This window comes from Sulfuriferula sp. GW1 (assembly GCF_047300855.1).
Lineage (GTDB): Bacteria > Pseudomonadota > Gammaproteobacteria > Burkholderiales > Sulfuriferulaceae > Sulfuriferula.
The window spans coordinates 2,045,639-2,067,415 of the sequence record NZ_CP170197.1 but is presented as its reverse complement, the minus strand read 5'-3'; the positions used below and the strand labels follow the sequence as shown (position 1 = coordinate 2,067,415).

General features: G+C 54.4%; 15 protein-coding genes. All 15 read left to right on the top strand.

Going from position 1 to position 21,777, the window contains the following annotated elements; genetic code table 11:
• Positions 1-5 precede the first annotated feature (5 nt).
• The 15 genes from cheA (at position 6) to ACFDAU_RS10025 (ending at position 21,732) form a co-directional block, all read left to right on the top strand.
• Positions 6-2,123, top strand: coding sequence for a chemotaxis protein CheA (cheA, locus tag ACFDAU_RS10095; RefSeq protein WP_413436802.1), 2,118 nt, complete (start codon positions 6-8; stop codon positions 2,121-2,123).
• Positions 2,124-2,137: 14 nt separating this feature from the next.
• The gene (locus tag ACFDAU_RS10090; protein WP_413436801.1) at positions 2,138-2,650 is read left to right on the top strand and encodes a chemotaxis protein CheW; all 513 of its coding nucleotides are present in this window, start codon (positions 2,138-2,140) and stop codon (positions 2,648-2,650) included.
• Positions 2,651-2,729: 79 nt separating this feature from the next.
• A complete protein-coding gene (locus tag ACFDAU_RS10085; protein WP_413436800.1) occupies positions 2,730-4,448 on the top strand; it encodes a methyl-accepting chemotaxis protein in 1,719 nt (572 codons plus the stop codon).
• Between the two features lie 79 nt (positions 4,449-4,527).
• Positions 4,528-6,234 carry a methyl-accepting chemotaxis protein gene (locus ACFDAU_RS10080; protein WP_413436799.1) on the top strand — a complete coding sequence of 569 codons (1,707 nt, stop codon included), beginning with the start codon at positions 4,528-4,530 and terminating at the stop codon, positions 6,232-6,234.
• A 353-nt stretch (positions 6,235-6,587) separates the two neighbouring features.
• On the top strand, positions 6,588-8,273 hold the full coding sequence (locus ACFDAU_RS10075) for a methyl-accepting chemotaxis protein (protein ID WP_413439536.1): 1,686 nt from the start codon (positions 6,588-6,590) through the stop codon (positions 8,271-8,273).
• Positions 8,274-8,397: 124 nt separating this feature from the next.
• Positions 8,398-10,506, top strand: a complete 2,109-nt coding sequence (locus ACFDAU_RS10070) for a Cache 3/Cache 2 fusion domain-containing protein (protein WP_413436798.1) — start codon at positions 8,398-8,400, stop codon at positions 10,504-10,506.
• 272 nt (positions 10,507-10,778) lie between these two features.
• The gene (locus ACFDAU_RS10065; protein WP_413436797.1) at positions 10,779-12,494 is read left to right on the top strand and encodes a methyl-accepting chemotaxis protein; all 1,716 of its coding nucleotides are present in this window, start codon (positions 10,779-10,781) and stop codon (positions 12,492-12,494) included.
• A gap of 369 nt (positions 12,495-12,863) precedes the next feature.
• Complete coding sequence (locus ACFDAU_RS10060; RefSeq protein WP_413439535.1) at positions 12,864-14,546, top strand: methyl-accepting chemotaxis protein; 1,683 nt, start codon at positions 12,864-12,866, stop codon at positions 14,544-14,546.
• Between the two features lie 150 nt (positions 14,547-14,696).
• The gene (locus ACFDAU_RS10055; RefSeq protein ID WP_413436796.1) at positions 14,697-16,397 is read left to right on the top strand and encodes a methyl-accepting chemotaxis protein; all 1,701 of its coding nucleotides are present in this window, start codon (positions 14,697-14,699) and stop codon (positions 16,395-16,397) included.
• A gap of 134 nt (positions 16,398-16,531) precedes the next feature.
• Positions 16,532-17,407, top strand: coding sequence for a CheR family methyltransferase (locus ACFDAU_RS10050; RefSeq protein WP_413436795.1), 876 nt, complete (start codon positions 16,532-16,534; stop codon positions 17,405-17,407).
• Positions 17,404-18,012, top strand: coding sequence for a chemoreceptor glutamine deamidase CheD (gene cheD, locus ACFDAU_RS10045; protein ID WP_413436794.1), 609 nt, complete (start codon positions 17,404-17,406; stop codon positions 18,010-18,012). The genes ACFDAU_RS10050 and cheD overlap by 4 nt, the downstream gene beginning before the upstream one ends.
• A gap of 46 nt (positions 18,013-18,058) precedes the next feature.
• Positions 18,059-19,129 (top strand): protein-glutamate methylesterase/protein-glutamine glutaminase, encoded by a 1,071-nt coding sequence (locus tag ACFDAU_RS10040; RefSeq protein WP_413436793.1) that lies wholly within the window; start codon positions 18,059-18,061, stop codon positions 19,127-19,129.
• A gap of 88 nt (positions 19,130-19,217) precedes the next feature.
• Positions 19,218-19,616: a chemotaxis response regulator CheY gene (cheY, locus tag ACFDAU_RS10035; protein WP_413436792.1), complete on the top strand. Its 399-nt coding sequence runs from the start codon at positions 19,218-19,220 to the stop codon at positions 19,614-19,616.
• Positions 19,617-19,644: 28 nt separating this feature from the next.
• A complete protein-coding gene (gene cheZ / locus ACFDAU_RS10030; RefSeq protein ID WP_413439534.1) occupies positions 19,645-20,298 on the top strand; it encodes a protein phosphatase CheZ in 654 nt (217 codons plus the stop codon).
• A gap of 99 nt (positions 20,299-20,397) precedes the next feature.
• Positions 20,398-21,732: an EAL and HDOD domain-containing protein gene (locus ACFDAU_RS10025; RefSeq protein ID WP_413436791.1), complete on the top strand. Its 1,335-nt coding sequence runs from the start codon at positions 20,398-20,400 to the stop codon at positions 21,730-21,732.
• Positions 21,733-21,777 lie beyond the last annotated feature (45 nt).

Genomic DNA, 21,777 nt, shown 5'->3' with positions numbered 1-21,777 from the left:
CAGAAATGACTGTTGATATGAGCCAGTTTTACCAAGTGTTCTTTGATGAGGCAGAGGAGTTGCTCGCCGAAAAGGAGAAACTGCTACTGGCTGTTGATGTATCAGCACCGGATAGCGAAGATCTTAATGCGATCTTTCGCGCAGCACACTCGATCAAGGGTGGGGCAGCCACTTTCGGATTCACTGATATTACCGAAGTGACGCACATGCTGGAGTCCTTGCTCGACAGAATCCGCAAAGGCGAGATGGCGCTGACGGCAGAGCATGTGGATGCGTTCCTGGCTGCCAAGGACATCCTGAAAATGCAAATGGATGGCCACCGGCAGGGGTCGAGCGTCGATCAGGATGCGGTGAGCAGTGTATGCCAGCGGCTGCACGCGCTGTCGCAGGATTCTGCCGCGCATGCAGGAAGTGCGGTGCAACCTGCAGGCCAACCGGAAAAAGGCGCAACCGGAACAGCGTCCACACCCACTCAAACTGCGAGTGCAGGCCGCAGTTTCCGCATTGAATTACCGGAAGTGCCGCAGCGAGATGTCGATGCATTGGCCGCAGAGCTGGGTTTGCTGGGTGAAATCAGCCAGTCCGTGCTCGACAATAAGCGTAGCGTTTTTACGCTGGCGACCAATGAAAAACTGGACGATATTATCGCCATTTGTTCATTCGTTCTGGATCCGGACGACCTTAAAATTACCGAGGAGACAGCTTCGGCAGTGACTCAGCCGGAAGCTGATATCGCGCCGCGTGCAATGCAGGAATCAGAGGCTGGTTATGGGTTCTTCGAGCCACTGAAATCTGAAATCGAGAAAAAAGATACCTCCGCAGCAGAGCAAGCTGCTGCAATGCCTCAATCGACTCACCCAGAAGCTGAAACCGCAGTATCCGTTGAAGGCAAGCCATTTGGCAGGCGCGCCGCGGATAAGCAGCCCGCAACTCAGGAATCGTCGTCGATTCGCGTCGGTATTGAAAAAGTGGACCAGCTCATCAACCTGGTCGGTGAACTGGTCATTACCCAAGCGATGATCGAGCAACGCACCGGTTCTCTTGACCCGATTCTTCATGAGCGTCTGTTGAACAGCGTCGGTCAGTTGACGCGCAATACGCGCGACCTGCAGGAAGCGGTGATGTCGATCCGCATGATGCCGATGGATTACGTGTTCTCGCGCTTCCCGCGCATGGTGCGCGATCTGGCTGCCAAGCTGGGCAAAAAAGTTGAATTCATTACGCGTGGCGCCGCGACAGAACTCGATAAGGGCTTGATCGAACGCATCGTTGACCCGCTCACGCATTTGGTGCGCAACAGCGTTGACCATGGCATCGAAATGCCTGATGCGCGCCGTGCTGCAGGGAAGGACGAAGCCGGAAAACTGGTACTTTCCGCCGCGCATCAGGGTGGCAACATCGTCATCGAAGTCAGCGACGATGGCGCCGGACTGAATCGCGACAGAATTCTTGCCAAGGCGAAGCAGCAAGGTTTGCCGGTTTCGGACACCATGCCGGACGCAGAGGTATGGCAGCTTATTTTCGCACCGGGTTTTTCCACAGCTGAGGCGGTGACCGATGTGTCCGGGCGTGGTGTGGGCATGGATGTGGTCAAGCGCAACATCATGGCCATGGGCGGCACTGTGGAAATCCGTTCAGCCAAAGGCTACGGCAGCACAATGTCGATTTCGCTGCCGCTCACGCTGGCAATTCTGGACGGCATGTCGGTCAAGGTTGGTGAAGAAGTGTATATCCTGCCACTGGGTTACGTCATCGAATCGCTCCAGCCCACCCCCGCGGACGTCAAGGAAATCGCCGGTCAAGGGCAAGTGGTCAAGGTCCGCGAAGATTATTTGCCGCTTATCCCGCTACACAAGATTTTTGCGATCGAACCGCGCTACACCGATCCGTCACAAGGCATTGTTGTCATTCTGGAAAGCGATGGCAAGAAAGCTGCGTTATTGGTCGATGCGCTGGTCGGACAGCAGCAGGTAGTAGTGAAAAATCTCGAGTCGAATTTCCGCAAAGTAGCGGGCATTTCAGGCGCCACCATTCTGGGTGACGGCGGTGTTTCCCTGATTCTCGATGTCGCCGCGCTATTGCGCTCAAGTCGTCAGCTTAACGGTAATCCAATTTTCTCCTGATAAGGACAAAGATCATGTCACAAACAGAACACACGCAAACCAATGCCGCCTTGCACCAGGCGCACTCCGAGGTATCCGGAAACGAATTTCTGGCCTTTACTTTAGGCAAGGAAGAATACGGTATCGACATTCTCAAGGTTCAAGAGATTCGTGGATACGAGCCAGTGACGCGCATCGCCAATTCCCCGGAGTTCATCAAAGGTGTAGTGAATCTGCGCGGCATCATTGTGCCGATCGTCGACATGCGTATCAAATTCAACCTTGGGGAGCCGGTCTATGACCAGTTTACCGTGGTGATCATCCTCAATATTGCCGGTCGGGTAATGGGGATGGTGGTCGATAGTGTTTCCGACGTCACAACCCTCTCTCCTGAGCAAATCAAAGCGGCCCCGGAGATGGGAACGACGTTCGACACAGATTACCTGATCGGCCTCGGTACGCTGGATGAACGCATGCTGATTCTGGTGGATATCGACAAACTCATGTCCAGCGCAGAAATGGGTCTGATCGAGGAGGCTGCGGCATAGCCCAAGAAGTATTGCCAGGGTCGTAAAATGCCGATTCCGGCAAATTCCGATCCTGCATAAGAATATGGAGGATGGAGAAATGTTAAGGAACCTAAGTATCAAATCGCGGCTGATTTTCGTGATCGGTTTTCTTTCCATGCTGCTTACCGGGATTGGAATCCTGGGTTTGGTGAGCCTGAATTCTGCCAATAGTGCATTGAAAAGTGTATACGAGGAGCGGATGGTTACCGTGGGGCACCTGGATGAGGTGGTCAGGCTGATCAATAAAAATCAATTGCTGGTTGCCGAATCTATTGTCGGACAGGTGGGGGCCTTCGCAGAGGGCCCAGCGGTAGTCGGCAAACAGATGGATGAGGCTGAAAAGGTCATCAAGGAGATTGATCAGGTCTGGCATGCCTACACCAAGACCAAGCTAAGTCCGGAAGAGAAAAAACTCGCGGACAGCTTTGTCGCAAGCCGCATCAAATATGGACGCGGGGGGTTGCGTCCGGCAATGGCGGCATTGCGTGCAGCGGATTATCAGCAGGCCGGCGAGCTTGTACAGGGCCCTATGAAAGATAGTTATAAGGTAGTACGCAAGAATATTGATGCGCTAATTCAGTACCAGATGGATCAGGCCAAGCGCGAGTTTGAAAGCACCCAGAGCATGTATGCGAGGGTGCGCAATATTTCAATCATCGCTATTCTAGCCGGCGTACTGCTCGCCGCCTTCATCGGTACATGGCTTATTCGCGCCATTTCCGGGCCATTGAATGAAGCTGTTCGAATTGCTAAAAGTGTTGCCGCAGGAGATTTAACCCAGACCATTGAAGTTCACTCCAAAGACGAAACCGGCCAGTTGATGCAGGCCATGAAGGACATGAACGATAGTCTGGCGCATATCGTGGGCCAGGTTCGCACCGGCACCGAGACCATTGCCGTTGCCTCACGCCAGATCGCCTCCGGCAACGCCGACCTGTCGGCGCGCACCGAATCGCAGGCCAGCTCCCTGGAAGAGACCGCCAGCTCCATGGAAGAACTCACCAGCACCGTCAAACAGAACGCCGAGAACGCCCGCCAGGCCAACCAGCTCGTGGTCTCTGCCTCAGATGTTGCCGTCAAGGGCGGCAAAGTAGTAGGGCAAGTGGTAGACACCATGACCTCCATCAAAGACAGCTCGCGCAAGATCGCCGACATCATCAGCGTCATCGACGGCATCGCCTTCCAGACCAACATCCTGGCCCTGAACGCAGCAGTCGAAGCCGCGCGAGCCGGCGAACAGGGACGCGGCTTTGCCGTGGTGGCCGCCGAAGTACGCAACCTGGCGCAACGCAGTGCCGGGGCCGCCAAAGAAATCAAATCATTGATCGAAGACTCCGTCGACAAAGTCGACGTAGGCGGCAAACTGGTAGACGAAGCCGGCAAGACCATGGAAGAAATCGTCAACTCGGTCAAACGCGTCACCGACATCATGAGCGAGATCGCCGCGGCCAGCCAGGAACAGAGCTCCGGCATCGAACAAGTCAACCAGGCCGTAGGCCAGATGGACGAAGCCACCCAGCAGAACGCCGCGTTAGTGGAACAAGCCGCGGCTGCAGCCGAGAGCCTGCAGGACCAGGCGGCCAAACTGGCGCAGGCGGTGAGCGTGTTCAATCTGGGTACAGGAAGCCAGACATCCCATAGCCAGCAGATGGATATCCCGGTATTGCACAACCAGGTTAAACCCCAGCCCAAGGCCGCGCCGGTCAGAGCAGCTGCCAAGCCGAAGAAAATGGTAGCAGGTGGCGGGAGCAGCAGTGATGAGTGGGAAGAGTTCTGACGCGAACAATTCCCGTTAGTGAACGGCAGGCAGGCTTATACAAAAACAATAATTGATCTTTGGAAGTGGAGACAAGAAAATGCGATCCAATATGCCGGTAACCAATATTGAATACGTCTTGAAGGACGCTGAAACGGTAGTGTCGAAAACCGACTTGCAGGGCAACATTACCTACGTCAATCGGGATTTCGTCAATATCAGCGGATTCAGTGAAGAAGATTTGTTGGGAGCGCCGCAAAACATCGTGCGTCACCCGGACATGCCGGCAGAGGCTTTCGCGGACTTATGGAGCACGATCAAGAGCGGCAAGGCGTGGACCGGACTGGTGAAGAACCGCTGCAAGAATGGCGATCATTACTGGGTCGAAGCCAATGCTGCGCCGCTGATTGAAAACAACAAGATTGTTGGCTACACATCCATCCGCATCAAGCCGGGCAAAGACCAGATTCAAGCGGCGGAGAGTGCATATCGTGCCATCAGGGCGGGGGACAAGAGCCTTAAAATTCACGAGGGCAATGCGATCAGGCATTCGCAGTTCCAGCGTTTCAACCTGATGGAGCGCCTTTCCATCAAAGCGAAGTTGGCGCTGTCATACGGTTCGCTGGCGTTGCTGTTTGCGATGAATGGCATTTTCGCCAGGCTCGCGGCAGCGGGAGACAAGCAACAGTTTGTGGATTGGTCGATGACGGCGACGGTGTTGGGGACGGCGCTGGCTGCGCTATTCGGCTTCATGATATATCGCAGCGTTGTTGCGCCCCTCAATCGCGCCAAGCAGGACATCGATCGCATGAGCGCGGGCGATCTGACAGGAAAAATCGAGGCCAGCGGTAACGATGAGCTGACCCGGGTCATACAATCGCTACGTGTCCTGCAAACCAATATCAAATTGCTGGTCGGCCAGATCAAGGAAGCCACCGATCACGTGAACATGGGAGCCAGTGAAATTGCCTCCGGCAACGCCGACCTGTCCGGGCGTACCGAATCGCAGGCATCCAGTCTGGAAGAGACCGCCAGCTCGATGGAAGAACTCACCAGCACTGTCAAGCAGAATGCCGAGCATGCCAGGCATGCCAATCAGCTGGTTGTATCGACAGCCGACATTGCCGTTCAAGGCGGTGCCGTGGTGGAACAGGTCGTTACTACCATGGCTTCCATCAAAGCCAGTTCGCGCAAAATTGCCGACATCATTGGTGTGATTGATGGTATTGCCTTCCAGACTAATATCCTGGCGCTGAACGCTGCGGTGGAAGCTGCGCGAGCCGGCGAGCAGGGGCGCGGCTTTGCCGTGGTGGCGGCCGAAGTCAGAAACCTGGCCCAGCGCTCGGCGGGTGCCGCCAAGGAAATCAAGACCCTGATCAGCGACTCGGTGGAGAAAGTCGACGCCGGCAGCAAGCTGGTGGATCAGGCTGGAGAAGCCATGGGTGACATAGTCACCTCGGTGGAACTGGTGACCGACATCATGAGCGGAATCGCCACAGCCAGCCAGCAACAGAGCGCCGGCATCGAGCAGGTCAACCAGGCGGTGGGTCAAATGGACGAAATGACACAGCAGAACGCAGCGCTGGTAGAGCAGGCAGCGGCAGCGGCGGAGAGCATGCAGGACCAGGCAGTGAAGCTCGCGCAGCTGGTGGGCGCCTTCAAGCTGGTATCGGGTGCCCAGGCGGCATCTATCCCTGTCCTGCGCGACACAGCGAAGTCTCGGCCGACGCAGGGCAGGTCCAGGGTGGCACTCACTAAAGTGGCTACCAAGCGGAAGAAGCTTGTTGCCGGCGGTGAGGCTTGGTAAGAATTCTGAACGCCTGCTGAGTTCGTCACACTGAGGCGTTCCCCGAAAAGTAACGCGATATTAAATTGCGCTGAGGTTTTCCATCGCGCTATTTCCTGTAGACCAATCTGACCGTGACAGTTCATGAATTTGCGTGATGTGACGCAGATTCATGAACCATCCGCAACAGCCTGAATACGACAGCACTATATTCCCGTTTTCCGCTCAAGTTACGTCTCGTGCGTGTCGATAAAAAAGTAAGACTTGCCGGATAAGTAGGTGGATATCGGAGAAGGTGTCTGGTTGTAAATGCCAGGCCGAAAATCCCTATAACCGTAGATAAATTTGGATAGAAGGGATTTGCAAACATGAATATGAAATTAAAAACCAAGATCGTTTTGAGCATGGGCCTGGTGTTCCTGGTTTTCGGCATCGCGATTGGCGTGGCGTTGACGGGGATGCAGAGTACCAAGAGCCGGTTCGAGAGCTTCCTGGAACATGACCTTGCGCTTGCACGTGATGCAACCAATTTGTATGCCCAAGGGCTGCAAATGGGTCAAGCGATGCGCAATATTGTGATTGATCCAGCTAACAAAGCTGCCTATAAGAATTTGGATTCAGCAAGCGAAGAGTTCAAGAAAACAAATCAAATAGTTTTGGCGATGGACCAACTTGATCCATCGGATCGGAAAGTCATGGAAGAAGTGGCGGCCTTGCGCGAGCAGCAGATCCCGATTCAGGCAAAAATCATATCTCTAGCATCCACGAACCAGCCTGCGGCCATAGAGGTAGTCAGTAAGGAAGAAACTCCGGTGTGGCGCAAAATGCGGGAGCGCCTGCAAGACTACATCAAGGTCAAAAACGCCGCCGTAAAAGACACCAATGCGGAGATGATTGCCTTCAGTCATCGTATGCTGATGATCACCTTGGCGCTGATGTTCGTAGCCGTGCTCGTGGGCGCAGGAATCGCATTCTGGCTGATCCGTCACATCATGCAGCTGCTAGGGGGAGAACCCGTCTATGCAGTCGAAGTAGCGCACGCCATCTCTGCTGGAGATTTTTCGCGCGAAATTGCCCTTGCACGAGGTGACACTACCAGCCTGCTGTTTACCATGAATGCGATGCGCGAAAACCTGACCATGACCATAGGCGATATCCGCCAGTCCACCGAGACCATTGCCGTTGCCTCACGCCAGATCGCCTCCGGCAACGCCGACCTGTCGGCGCGCACCGAATCGCAGGCCAGCTCCCTGGAAGAGACCGCCAGCTCCATGGAAGAACTCACCAGCACCGTCAAACAGAACGCCGAGAACGCCCGCCAGGCCAACCAGCTCGTGGTCTCTGCCTCAGATGTTGCCGTCAAGGGCGGCAAAGTAGTAGGGCAAGTGGTAGACACCATGACCTCCATCAAAGACAGCTCGCGCAAGATCGCCGACATCATCAGCGTCATCGACGGCATCGCCTTCCAGACCAACATCCTGGCCCTGAACGCAGCAGTCGAAGCCGCGCGAGCCGGCGAACAGGGACGCGGCTTTGCCGTGGTGGCCGCCGAAGTACGCAACCTGGCGCAACGCAGTGCCGGGGCCGCCAAAGAAATCAAATCATTGATCGAAGACTCCGTCGACAAAGTCGACGTAGGCGGCAAACTGGTAGACGAAGCCGGCAAGACCATGGAAGAAATCGTCAACTCGGTCAAACGCGTCACCGACATCATGAGCGAGATCGCCGCGGCCAGCCAGGAACAGAGCTCCGGCATCGAACAAGTCAACCAGGCCGTAGGCCAGATGGACGAAGCCACCCAGCAGAACGCCGCGTTAGTGGAACAAGCCGCGGCTGCAGCCGAGAGCCTGCAGGACCAGGCGGCCAAACTGGCGCAGGCGGTGAGCGTGTTCAATCTGGGTACAGGAAGCCAGACATCCCATAGCCAGCAGATGGATATCCCGGTATTGCACAACCAGGTTAAACCCCAGCCCAAGGCTGCGCCGGCCAGATTGGCTGCCAAGCCGAAGAAACTGGCTGCTGGGGGTGGTGGGGGTAGTCAGGAGTGGGAGGAGTTTTAGACCTTTGAAGCCGTTCTGTTGATAAATAATGCTGAAAATGGAATCTAGTTCGGTGGTGGTTGGAGCAACCAATAAACGCCTAGCGGACATCGCATAAACAAGTAATTAGGAGCAGGTTAGTACCATGAATAAATACCTTGAATCATTTCGAAACTTCAATGTTGGCACAAAGATTACCGTTTTCACGTTTTCCCTGGTAACAGCCATATTTGCAGCTTTTATTTTCTTCATCGGGTACTCGGTTTCGACGATTCTGGAAAAACGTGAGATTGCTTCTGTATCAAACGATGCCCAAGGCGTGGAAAACATGATTGAGATGTTCAATCATGCAGAGCTAGGTAGCGTGGAAAAGTTTTCCAAGATGTTCGCCGCTAGTTTTTCCGGGCAGTTTTCCATCGATAATTCGCAACAGATTGATGCAGCAGGCACGACAACGGCTGCCTTGAAAGATGGAACCAACGTGCTCAATCTGAATTTTGCCCCGGTTGATGAATTTTTGAAGAAAACGGGGGCTTCCGCTACGATTTTCATCAAAAAAAATGAAGATTTTGTCCGTATCTCGACGTCGTTAAAAAAGGATAATGGGCAACGGGCAGTCGGTACCATGCTCGACCGAAAACATCCGGGTTATTCAACGCTCATGGCCGGAGAGACTTATCGTGGACTGGCCATATTGTTTGGCAAACCTTTTGTCACCGAATACATTCCAATCAAAGACGCAGAGCAGAAAGTTATCGGCGTACTTTATGTAGGCGTCAATATATCTACCGAGGTAGCGGCGCTGCAACAAAAAATCAAAGCATTAAAAATTGGTAAGACCGGATATTTTTATGTATTAGATGCGAAACAAGGTGATGGCCGAGGCTCGCTGCTGGTATCTCCTCCCGGTGAAGAAGAGAATATCCTTGGCAACAAAGATATCCATGGTCATGAGCCTGTCCAGGAAATGCTGGAATCGCAGCAGGGAACGTTGCGCTTTGTTTCCGCGTCATCGCAGCGTGAAGAATTTGTTGTGTATCGGACCAATAAGGAATGGAACTGGCTCATTGCAGGCGTCGCCTTTACCGATGAGATTACGAAAGAGGTTGTGCAGTTGCGTAATCTGTCCGTAATGTTCGGCATCATCGCATTGCTCGGCTTTGCGGTGGCGTTGTACTTTTTCGTGCGTCGCGTCGTTACCACGCCACTTGGCATGGCTAAAGAGGCAGCAGAGCTTCTTGCCAGCGGCGATTTAACTGCAAGCGTGACAGTCAAGAATAAGGATGAAATCGGGCAGCTGATGCATGCGATGAACGGCATCAGTCAAGGGCTGGCAAAAGCGGTAGGTGAGATCCGCACCGGCACCGAGACCATTGCCGTCGCCTCACGCCAGATCGCCTCCGGCAACGCCGACCTGTCGGCGCGCACCGAATCGCAAGCCAGCTCGCTGGAAGAGACCGCCAGCTCCATGGAAGAACTCACCAGCACCGTCAAACAGAACGCCGAGAACGCCCGTCAGGCCAACCAGCTGGTGGTCTCTGCCTCCGATGTCGCCGTCAAGGGCGGCAAAGTGGTAGGCCAAGTGGTCGACACCATGACCTCCATCAAAGACAGCTCGCGCAAGATTGCCGACATCATCAGCGTGATCGACGGCATCGCCTTCCAGACCAACATCCTGGCCCTGAACGCAGCAGTCGAAGCCGCGCGAGCCGGCGAACAGGGACGCGGCTTTGCCGTGGTGGCCGCCGAAGTACGCAACCTGGCGCAACGCAGTGCCGGGGCCGCCAAAGAAATCAAATCATTGATCGAAGACTCCGTCGACAAAGTCGACGTAGGCGGCAAACTGGTAGACGAAGCCGGCAAGACCATGGAAGAAATCGTCAACTCGGTCAAACGCGTCACCGACATCATGAGCGAGATCGCCGCGGCCAGCCAGGAACAGAGCTCCGGCATCGAACAAGTCAACCAGGCCGTAGGCCAGATGGACGAAGCCACCCAGCAGAACGCCGCGTTAGTGGAACAAGCCGCGGCTGCAGCCGAGAGCCTGCAGGACCAGGCGGCCAAACTGGCGCAGGCGGTGAGCGTGTTCAATCTGGGTACAGGAAGCCAGACATCCCATAGCCAGCAGATGGATATCCCGGTATTGCACAACCAGGTTAAACCCCAGCCCAAGGCCGCGCCGGTCAGAGCAGCTGCCAAGCCGAAGAAACTGGCTGCCGGGGGCGGGAGTAGCGAGGACTGGGAAGAGTTCTGAATCTCGAAGCTGACCTGTTCTGTCCGTGAATACAGGCAGGTCAGAGTGTGGATGGCTGAGTATCAAGCAAAAATTTAATATTTTGGATTGTTACGGATTGCATGAAAAAGGCGAGGTTTTGAAAAAAAGCAGAGTTTTTCTGGAAGCTTGTATCGATAGAAAGCTTGTCTTTGGATTTCCAAGGGGAGGGTGAATCACGGTAGCAGCATTTTTATACTCCCTTTTGGAAAGTTTGATTCTGAATTTTCTATTAATAAAATGAGGGTATTAAAATGAAAATGTTACTGGCAAATTTTAAAATCGGTTCGCGTTTGGCTATAGGGTTTGGCTTGATACTGGTGCTTTTGTTTTTTATAGCAGATGAAAGCATCACGGAGATGGATAAAATCCAGGGGAATCTGGATGCTATTGTCAACGTGAATAACCGCGAATTGGCATTGGCAAATACTGTCAACAGCCGAGTGCGGGACATATCGAGTTCTATCCGTAACATGATGCTCCTTACTGATCCGACCGATCTCGATAAGGAACGCAGCAAAATCGAAGTGGCGCGTGCTCAATCTGTAGAGGCTGAAGCCAAACTGGAGAAGATGTTCAACGAGTTGTCGGGCACTCCTGAGGTTGAGAAGGCGCAGGTGTTTAAAATTGAGGCTTCGCAGGAAGCGGCAATTCCGTTGATTGATCAGGTTATTGCATTGGCAACCCAGGGGAAAAAAACGGAAGCGCTTACTCTACTTGTGACGCAAGCGGAGCCGGCCACGAGAAATTGGCTGGCCGAGGTTGAAAAGTTATTGGATATTAAGAAACAACTGAATGAGCAAACGCGTAAAGACGCCGAACAATCCTTTAATAGTATCCATAGGGTAATGTTGGGTTTAACAGCTTTTGCTCTGCTTCTAGGAGCATTAGTTGCGTGGCTGATCACGCGTTCAATTACCCATCCGATCAATCGGGCGGTGAAGATTGCCCAAACGGTGGCGGGCGGCGACTTGACCAGCCGCATCGAAGTGACTTCAAAGGATGAAACGGGTCAACTGCTGCAAGCCCTCAAAGAGATGAACGACGGTTTGTCGAAGATCGTCAGTCAGGTGCGCAGCGGCACCGACACCATCGCGACCGCTACCAGCCAGATCGCCGCCGGCAACCTCGACCTGTCGTCGCGCACCGAAGAACAGGCCAGCTCGCTGGAAGAAACCGCATCGTCGATGGAAGAACTCACCAGCACTGTCAAACAGAATGCCGAACATGCGCGCCATGCCAATCAGCTGGTGATGTCCACATCCGAATTTGCAGTCAAGGGCGGTCATGTTGTAGGTCAAGTGGTTCACACCATGGCTTCCATCAAGGCCAGTTCCCGCAAGATATCCGACATCATCGGCGTGATCGATGGCATTGCCTTCCAGACCAACATATTGGCATTGAACGCTGCTGTGGAAGCTGCGCGTGCGGGTGAACAAGGCCGCGGTTTCGCAGTGGTGGCGGCAGAAGTCCGGAACCTTGCGCAACGTTCTGCCGGAGCCGCCAAGGAAATCAAGATATTGATTGGCGATTCTGTGGAAAAAGTGGATATGGGCAGCAAGCTGGTGGACGAAGCCGGTGAGACCATGGACGATATTGTCACCTCGGTGGAATTGGTGACGGAAATCATGAGCGGCATTGCCAATGCAAGCAAGGAACAAAGCTCCGGCATTGAGCAGGTCAATCAGGCCGTAGGCCAGATGGACGAAGTCACCCAGCAAAACGCTGCTCTGGTGGAAGAGGCTGCGGCGGCCTCTGAATCGCTGCAGGATCAGGCCGGCAAACTGGCGCAAGTGGTCAGTATCTTCAAGCTGGGCGAGGGTGGCCAGGCTATAAGAAGTTCGAACAACGATATTGCAGTCACGCGCAACAGTGAACGCCAAACACTGAAGGGAGTGCCCACCAAGCTGGGCGCAAGGCCCAAGAAACTGGCTGCCGGTGGCGGAGGTGGAGACTGGGAAGGGTTTTGAGCAAGTAAGTTGACCGACGCCCAACTCAGGCTATTCCCGCAACAAGAGTTGGCATATCAAGCGGCGCCGAATTTTTTTGCGCCGCTTTCAGACTTCCCTGACCCACCCTTATGGTTCATTAGTTTGCGTGACACGACGCGGATTAATGAACGATGCGCATCGGTTTGGTGGGCGCCGCCCAGTTTGCATACGTCCACACAATATTCCCGTTTTCTCCTCAAGTTCCCGCTCCCGGATGTCGATAAAAAAGTAAGCCATGCGAATAAGCAGGGCGGTATCGGAAATTGGATCAGGGCGTGTGCGCCAGGAGCATGAATCCCGGTAACGGTAAATTAAATTTGGATTAATACGGGATTTTCATACATGAATATGAAGTTAAAAACCAAAATCATTGTGAGCATGGGCCTGGTGTTCCTGCTGTTCAGCGTGGCGATTGGCGTGGCATTGACAGGAATGCAGAGCACCAAGAACCGCTTCGAGAGCTTTCTGGCACATGATCTGGCTCTCGCGCAAGCCGCAACCAACCTTTACGCTCAGGGTCTGCAAATGGGACAGGGGTTGCGCAGCATTGTAATGGATCCGGGTAACAAACCTGCTTTTCAGCAACTGAACATGGCCGGCAATGAATTCAAGGAAACCAATCAAAAAGCCTTGTCTCTGGCAATAAATGATCCGGCAGACCTGAAAGTTCTTGAAGAGGTTGCGGCCTTGCGCGAGCAGCAAATCCCGATCCAGGCAAAAATCACGTCTCTCGCAACCACGAACCAGGCCGCCGCCATCGAAGCAGTCAGTAAGGAAGATACCCCAGTCTGGCGCAAGATGCGGGAGCGTTTGCAGGACTACATCAAGGCCAAGAAAACCGCAGTTGAAAACACCAAAGCCGAGATGGCCGCTTTCAGCCAGCGCATGCTTATTACTGCGCTGGTGTTGATGCTGGCAGCGCTGGTCGTAGGCGCGGCGATCGTCTACTGGCTGATCCGTCACATCATGCATCTATTAGGTGGCGAGCCGGTCTATGCAGTCGAAGTGGCGCAAGCGATTTCGGTCGGGGATTTCTCCAGGGAAATTACCGTGGCAAGAGGCGACAGCAGCAGCCTGCTGTTTACCATGAACGCGATGCGCGAGCATTTGACCCTGACCATAGGCGATATCCGCCAGTCCACCGAGACCATTGCCGTTGCCTCACGCCAGATCGCCTCCGGCAACGCCGACCTGTCGGCGCGCACCGAATCGCAGGCCAGCTCCCTGGAAGAGACCGCCAGCTCCATGGAAGAACTCACCAGCACCGTCAAACAGAACGCCGAGAACGCCCGCCAGGCCAACCAGCTCGTGGTCTCTGCCTCAGATGTTGCCGTCAAGGGCGGCAAAGTAGTAGGGCAAGTGGTAGACACCATGACCTCCATCAAAGACAGCTCGCGCAAGATCGCCGACATCATCAGCGTCATCGACGGCATCGCCTTCCAGACCAACATCCTGGCCCTGAACGCAGCAGTCGAAGCCGCGCGAGCCGGCGAACAGGGACGCGGCTTTGCCGTGGTGGCCGCCGAAGTACGCAACCTGGCGCAACGCAGTGCCGGGGCCGCCAAAGAAATCAAATCATTGATCGAAGACTCCGTCGACAAAGTCGACGTAGGCGGCAAACTGGTAGACGAAGCCGGCAAGACCATGGAAGAAATCGTCAACTCGGTCAAACGCGTCACCGACATCATGAGCGAGATCGCCGCGGCCAGCCAGGAACAGAGCTCCGGCATCGAACAAGTCAACCAGGCCGTAGGCCAGATGGACGAAGCCACCCAGCAGAACGCCGCGTTAGTGGAACAAGCCGCGGCTGCAGCCGAGAGCCTGCAGGACCAGGCGGCCAAACTGGCGCAGGCGGTGAGCGTGTTCAATCTGGGTACAGGAAGCCAGACATCCCATAGCCAGCAGATGGATATCCCGGTATTGCACAACCAGGTTAAACCCAAGCCCAAGGCCGCGCCGGCCAGATTGGCGGCCAAGCCGAAGAAACTGGCTGCCGGGGGCGGGAGTAGCGAGGACTGGGAAGAGTTCTGAATCTCGAAGCTGACCTGTTTTGTCCGTGAATACGGGCAGCTCAGAGTGGAGAGAGATAACCCATTTCTATTGAGTTATGTATCAACGGGGAACCGGACTAAACAGTCTTGTAACGTGAATAGTATTTCCAATAAATGGAGAAGCAAGAAAATGAAGATAACCGATCTGAAAATAGGCACACGCTTAAGCATGGGTTTCCTGTTGATATTGATGCTGCTGATCCTTGTTGCAACGCTCAGCATCAATCGTTTTCTGCTCATGAGCGAACATCTCGACAGGACGATCAATAACCGTTATCCGAAAACCATTCAGATGCATCACGTGAAAGATGAGGTAAACATCATTGCGCGGTCCATGCGCAATACGCTTATCATGACCGATGAGGAACAGGTCAGGAAAGAAGTGGGGCGGATCGATCATTCGCGCAAGGAAATTGCCGATATTCTTGATAAGCTGGATAAAAGCATAGATAGCAAGCAGGGTAAGGAATTGTTCGGCAAGCTAACCGAGGCGCGTGCTCAATATGTAAGCAGCCAAGATCAGTTTATGAAGCTGATTGCCAGCAATCAGAAAGACGAAGCCAAGGCGTTGCTGTTAGGTGGGTTGCGCGCACAGCAGTTGGCTTATTTTGATGCTTTGGATACGCAGCTGGCGTATCAGAGCGACCTGATGAATACTGCCGGGAAGGACGCCGAGGCTGCCGCTCATTCGGCACGTATCCTGGTTTTCATGCTGGCAGGTCTTGCGGTATTGCTGGGCGGCTTGGCGGCCTGGCTGATCACGCGTTCGATCACCCGTCCGATCAACCAGGCGGTGAAGGTTGCCCAAACGGTGGCGGCCGGCGACTTGACCAGCCACATCGAAGTGACTTCAAAGGATGAAACGGGTCAACTGCTGCAAGCACTCAAAGACATGAACAATAGCCTGTCGAAAATTGTCGGCCAGGTGCGCAGCGGCACCGACACCATCGCAACCGCCTCCAGCCAGATTGCCGCCGGCAACCTCGATCTGTCGTCGCGCACCGAAGAACAGGCCAGTTCCTCCCTGGAAGAAACCGCATCGTCGATGGAAGAACTCACCAGCACTGTCAAACAGAACGCCGACAATGCGCGTCAGGCCAACCAGTTGGCAGTCACTGCCTCGGATATTGCAGTCAAAGGCGGCAATGTCGTGGCGCAAGTGGTCAATACCATGGGCGAGATCAATGCCTCATCCAAAAAAATCTCGGACATCATCGGTGTGATCGACGGCATCGCGTTCCAGACCAACATCCTGGCATTGAACGCAGCCGTGGAAGCTGCGCGCGCGGGAGAACAGGGACGCGGTTTTGCAGTAGTGGCCAGCGAAGTGCGCAACCTGGCGCAACGCTCTGCGAGTGCCGCAAAGGAAATCAAGATCTTGATTGGCGACTCACTGGAGACGGTAGAGGGCGGCACCAAACTGGTCGACCAGGCTGGTGCGACCATGAATGAGATACTGGAAAGCGTCAAACGCGTGACCGACATCATGGGCGAAATCGCCGCGGCCAGCCAGGAACAAACCTCCGGCATCGAGCAGATCAACCAGGCCGTGAGCCAGATGGACGAAGTCACCCAGCAAAACGCTGCCCTGGTGGAACAAGCGGCGGCGGCCTCCGAATCGCTACAGGATCAGGCCGGCAATCTGGCGCAAGTGGTCAGTATCTTCAAGCTGGGCGAGGGCGGGCAGTCAATGAGCGGTTCGCGCAATGAGACTCCGGTCTCGCACAAACAGGTAAAGCCCAAACTGAAGGGAGTGCCTGCCAGAGCGGCTGCAAAGCCGAAAAAAACAGCTACCGGCGGCGGCAGCGACGAAGCGTGGGAGGAGTTTTAGACCCAGGCATCATGCCAGGGGTGATTGGGGAAGTGTATGCATACGACGATACCCGACCGGCTTTCGCGCCGGGCCGGATTCTCTGGTAAATCATTGTTCGGTGCAACCGGCATGGCATTAAGGAAAATTTCAGCATGAAGGCTGCATTGCAAAACAAGTCGGACCCCGACAAGATATTCGAATTCACGCCTCGCGATTTTGCCAGAGTGCGTGCCATGATTCACCGGAAAGCCGGGATATCGCTGAGCGAAAGCAAGCAGGAGATGGTCTACAGCCGTCTGGCGCGACGCCTGCGGGCAAAGGGGATGACCTCATTCACGGAATACCTCGATGCGCTGGAAAGCGGGCGCAGCGCCGACGAATGGGAGGCGTTCACCAATGCCCTGACCACCAATCTGACGTCATTCTTCCGTGAGGCGCACCATTTCCCGATACTGGCCGAGCATGCGCTAAAAATGCAGGGGCCCCTGACGATCTGGTGTTCGGCCAGTTCGACCGGGGAAGAACCCTATTCGATCGCCATGACGATGTGCGAAGCCTTTGATACCCTCACTCCCCCTGTGACGATCGTGGCGACGGATATCGATACCAACGTGCTGCAGACCGCAGCCAATGGGGTTTACCCCATCGACAGGCTGGACAAGATGGCGAAGGAGCGAACCCGGCGATTTTTTCAGAAAGGTAAAGGTGAACGGGCCGGGCTGGTCAGAGTGCGGCCCGAACTGCGCCAGCTGGTAACGTTCAAGCAGCTCAATCTTTTGGGAAATACATGGCCGATCACCGGGCCATTTGACGTTATATTCTGCCGTAACGTAATGATTTATTTCGATAAGCCTACCCAGGGAAAAATTCTTGCGCGTTTTGCGCCTCTGATGAAGCCGCAAGGTTTATTATTTGCTGGGCACTCCGAAAATTTTCTGTACGCAACCGACGCGTTCAGGCTGCGCGGCAAGACCGTCTACGAGCTGGATCATCGTCGCAGCGCAGCTGGCATGAGAAATGACAAATGAATCCTGCGCTTGAAGAACAGTTGGTCACGAATGTCTATTTCGACCGGACATTCGATTGTGAGGCCGCCAAGATATTGCCGGGCGAATATTACTTTACCCGCAAGGAGATGCTGATTGTCACAGTGCTGGGGTCCTGTGTGTCGGCGTGCATTCGTGATCGCGTGTCGGGTGTGGGCGGCATGAACCACTTCATGTTGCCGGATAGCGGAAATGACGCAGACAGTCCATTGTCTGCATCGATGCGTTATGGCGCCTATGCCATGGAAGTGCTGATCAACGAGCTGCTCAAAGCGGGTGCACGACGCGAAAACCTGGAAGCCAAGGTGTTTGGCGGTGGCAATGTGCTGCGCGGTTTTACCACCATCAACGTGGGTGAACGCAATGCCCAGTTCGTCCGCGACTATCTGCGTGCCGAGAATGTGCGAATCACGGCCGAAGATTTGAACGATGTCCATCCGCGCAAAGTGTATTACTTTCCGCGTACCGGAAAGGTGCTGGTCAAGAAACTCAAACAACTCAACAACTACACGCTGGTGAAGCGCGAGCAGGACTACGCAAGCCGCCTCAAAACCAGTGAGGTAAGCGGCGATGTCGATCTTTTCTGATCGCCATGCGTGAACCCAGCAGGGCGATGCCCGGAAAGCAGGCAGCATGAAAATAAAAGTTCTGATCGTCGATGATTCGGCACTGATTCGCAGCGTGATGAGCGAGATCATCAATAGCCAGTGGGATATGGAAGTGGTAGGTGTGGCGCCTGACCCCATAGTCGCGCGTGATCTGATCAAACTGACCAATCCCGATGTGCTCACGCTGGACGTGGAAATGCCGAAAATGGACGGCCTGGATTTCCTCGAAAAACTCATGCGGCTGCGCCCCATGCCGGTAGTCATGGTGTCGTCGCTGACCGAGAACGGGTCGGAAATCACCATGCGTGCGCTGGAACTGGGCGCGGTGGATTTCGTGACCAAACCGAAGCTATCCATCCAGAGTGGCATGCGCGAGTATACGGACCTGATCGCGGAAAAAATTCGCACTGCGTCACGCGCCAAGGTCAAACCCCGTTCGCTTATTCCTGGTGTGCATGGCTTAGAAGGGCCCTTGGCGCCGATTCGAAACCCCCTGACCAGTAGCGAAAAACTCATTATTATCGGCGCGTCCACAGGCGGCACGGAGGCCATCAAGGAATTTTTGATGCAGATGCCATCGGACTGCCCCGGTATCCTGATCACCCAGCACATGCCGGAGGGATTCACCCGCTCATTTGCAAACCGGCTCGACAAGCTGTGCAAGATATCCGTCAAGGAAGCCGAAGGAGACGAACGGATTCTGCCGGGGCATGCCTATATCGCACCGGGGCATTCTCACTTGCTTCTCGCACGTAGCGGCGCCAACTACATCACCAAGCTCGATCAGGGGCCGCCGGTGAACCGGCACAGGCCTTCGGTGGATGTGCTATTCAGGTCCGCAGCCATCAGCGCCGGAAAAAATGCGGTGGGCGTCATCCTCACAGGCATGGGCAAGGATGGCGCAGCCGGAATGCTGGAAATGAGAAATGCCGGCGCTTATAACTTTGCACAGGATGAATCAAGCTGCGTGGTATTCGGGATGCCGCGTGAAGCCATTGCCATTGGCGCCACGCATGAGGTGGGGCCGCTGCAGGAATTGCCCGGCAGAATGATGACTTATTTTGCAGCGCATTCGAGTCGCGCGTTGCGAGTCTGACCCGTGTCAATGCGTGGGTTTCGTTCAAGTTTGATAAACAATTGCCGATAACCGTTTAAACGATTTATGAGAATTAATGGAGCATTTCATGGCTGATCCGAATACCAAATTTCTGGTTGTTGATGATTTTTCAACCATGCGTCGCATCGTGCGCAACCTGCTCAAGGAGTTGGGCTATTCCAATGTAGAAGAGGCCGAGGATGGCGTGGATGGACTGGCCAAATTAAGGTCCGGAAATTTCGATTTCGTGGTGTCCGACTGGAACATGCCCAACATGGATGGTCTCACCATGTTGCAGAATATCCGTGCAGATGCGGCGTTATCCAAGCTGCCGGTGCTGATGGTCACGGCCGAGGCAAAGAAGGAAAACATTATCGCTGCGGCGCAAGCTGGTGCCAATGGTTATGTGGTCAAGCCGTTCACTGCCGCTACGCTGGATGAGAAGCTCTCCAAGATTTTCGAGAAACTCGAAAAAGTGGGAGCCTGATGTGACGACCCCTCTTCCACACGTGGCAATGGATGCTGTTGCTTGTCACGCTACCAATGCCGGTCCCGGCGCGCATGATGAGGTCATGGCGCGCATCGGCCAGATGACGCGCAGCCTGCACGAGAATTTGCGTGAACTTGGTTTCGACAAGGTTCTGGAAAAGGCGACGCATGATATTCCCGATGTCAGGGAACGACTGAACTATGTGGCACGCATGACCGAACAGGCAGCGCAGCGCGTCCTGAATGCCACCGATGCCGCAATACCCATGCAGGAGAGGATAGATGCGGGTGCCAACGAAGTTCTGGATGGCTGGAAATCGATCCTCAAGGCGCCTTTCTCGGAGTCAAATTATCGCGACATGGCTACACTCACCATGCAGTGCCTGGTTGACATGCGCCACGATACCAGCGCAACCAAGCAGCAACTTCTGGATATCATGATGGCACAGGATTTCCAGGATCTGACCGGGCAGGTGATTCGCAAAGTGACCGAGCTCGCGCATCACCTGGAGCAGCAACTCGTACAGCTGCTTATTGACTATGCGCCGCCTTCCGCGGAGGTGCGACGCGATGCTGGCAACGGACTGCTTAATGGCCCGCAAATCAATCCTGCCGGAAATAGCGACGTAGTTGCAGACCAAAGCCAGGTGGACGACCTGCTGGATAGCCTGGGCTTTTGACCAGGCAAAAAAGTTTTTTAACCCGCAGAAGCCGCATTGAGTATAGGCAAGAAAGAAAAGCAGAAATGCCCCAGGCAGGAAATGAATCAATGAAAAGTCTTGAATGGTGCCTTTTGCTTTCTTGTTGCATCGCGGTTAAATTGTATCCTTTTGGCAAAGGCTAATTGCGGGCTATACCCTGCCTGGGTCATTAGTTACCCAATACGATGTTTACTATCCATGTCTGAAATGAATATTGTCGTGCGCGAACCGCTGCTGGATGCCCGGCAGTGCGTAGCTGGATACATGCTTGCGTGGCAGCAGGCCGAAATCGATGCTTGCAGGTTCGCAGCAGAAAACCCCGATAAGCTGGCTCGATTGGTTGCCGAAATAACCAATAACGAGCAGGTTGCGTGGCGTATCGGCAATCAAATTCTGTTTCTGGAAGCCGAGCCGGCGCTCCTTCTTTCCGATGCGCTCGCTGCCTTGCCCGCTGAAAATATTGTGCTTGGAGTGAACGCGGGCGATTGCGCCGAGCCTGGAGTATTTGCCGCGCTGCAGGCATTGCGCAAGCGCGGTTTTGGCATTTCATTACACTGGCCGGGTGCGATTGAACCGGACAAAGCGCTCTTTTCAATAGCTACCCACGTCGATATATCGAGTGGCAAGGCGGATTTTGCCGTGCAGGCCAAGCAATATGCACTGATCAAAAACCTGCCTGTGCAAAAAGTGGCGCGGAATATTGCCAGCTGGCAGGACTACGACGCTTGCGTATCGCTGGGCTTTAATTTTCTCACCGGTCCTTTCCAGTTGATGTCCCGGCCGGACAGCGCATCCAAAGGACTGAATACCTCACAGATATTGATCGTGCAGCTTCTGGAAATGGTCAGGAAGAACGCAGATGTTCGACAGATAGAGCTGGTGTTAAAACGTGACCCCGTCATTTCCTATAAATTGTTGCGTTATATCAATTCGGCAGGCTTTGGTCTGGGTTGTGAGATAGAGTCACTGCGTCATGCGGTTCAAGTGCTTGGCTATACTCCGCTGTATCGCTGGCTTTCAGTTTTGCTGGCAACTGCCGGTACGAGCAAATCTGCGCAGCTGTTGATGCAGACAGCCATTATCCGTGGCCGATTCGCCGAACTGCTTGGCGACACTTTCCTGCCCAAGGCCGAAACAGAGAATCTGTTTATAGCGGGGCTGTTTTCCCTGCTGGATCGATTGCTGGGCATCTCGATGGGGGAAGTGCTGGATAAAATTCAGCTGCCGGAAGCGATGTCGCAGGCGTTGCTGACCCGTGAAGGTGTCTATGGCGATTTTCTGGCTCTGGCAGAGGCCTGTGAACGAGGAGCCGGATGCGCCGGGAGGCTGGCAGCCTCGTTGCAGATTGACGCCACACAAGTCAATCAGAAACACCTGCAAGCACTCGCGTGGGCGAAAAATATGGATATATGAGCACAGTATTTTAGAGTCCTCGGCAGTCAAACAGGCAAGAACTGG

Coding starts and splice junctions, on each gene's coding strand:
- cheA (WP_413436802.1), top strand. CDS start 6: ATGACTGTTGATATGAGCCAGTTTTACCAAGTGTTCTTTGATGAGGCA.
- ACFDAU_RS10090 (WP_413436801.1), top strand. CDS start 2,138: ATGTCACAAACAGAACACACGCAAACCAATGCCGCCTTGCACCAGGCG.
- ACFDAU_RS10085 (WP_413436800.1), top strand. CDS start 2,730: ATGTTAAGGAACCTAAGTATCAAATCGCGGCTGATTTTCGTGATCGGT.
- ACFDAU_RS10080 (WP_413436799.1), top strand. CDS start 4,528: ATGCGATCCAATATGCCGGTAACCAATATTGAATACGTCTTGAAGGAC.
- ACFDAU_RS10075 (WP_413439536.1), top strand. CDS start 6,588: ATGAAATTAAAAACCAAGATCGTTTTGAGCATGGGCCTGGTGTTCCTG.
- ACFDAU_RS10070 (WP_413436798.1), top strand. CDS start 8,398: ATGAATAAATACCTTGAATCATTTCGAAACTTCAATGTTGGCACAAAG.
- ACFDAU_RS10065 (WP_413436797.1), top strand. CDS start 10,779: ATGAAAATGTTACTGGCAAATTTTAAAATCGGTTCGCGTTTGGCTATA.
- ACFDAU_RS10060 (WP_413439535.1), top strand. CDS start 12,864: ATGAAGTTAAAAACCAAAATCATTGTGAGCATGGGCCTGGTGTTCCTG.
- ACFDAU_RS10055 (WP_413436796.1), top strand. CDS start 14,697: ATGAAGATAACCGATCTGAAAATAGGCACACGCTTAAGCATGGGTTTC.
- ACFDAU_RS10050 (WP_413436795.1), top strand. CDS start 16,532: ATGAAGGCTGCATTGCAAAACAAGTCGGACCCCGACAAGATATTCGAA.
- cheD (WP_413436794.1), top strand. CDS start 17,404: ATGAATCCTGCGCTTGAAGAACAGTTGGTCACGAATGTCTATTTCGAC.
- ACFDAU_RS10040 (WP_413436793.1), top strand. CDS start 18,059: ATGAAAATAAAAGTTCTGATCGTCGATGATTCGGCACTGATTCGCAGC.
- cheY (WP_413436792.1), top strand. CDS start 19,218: ATGGCTGATCCGAATACCAAATTTCTGGTTGTTGATGATTTTTCAACC.
- cheZ (WP_413439534.1), top strand. CDS start 19,645: ATGGATGCTGTTGCTTGTCACGCTACCAATGCCGGTCCCGGCGCGCAT.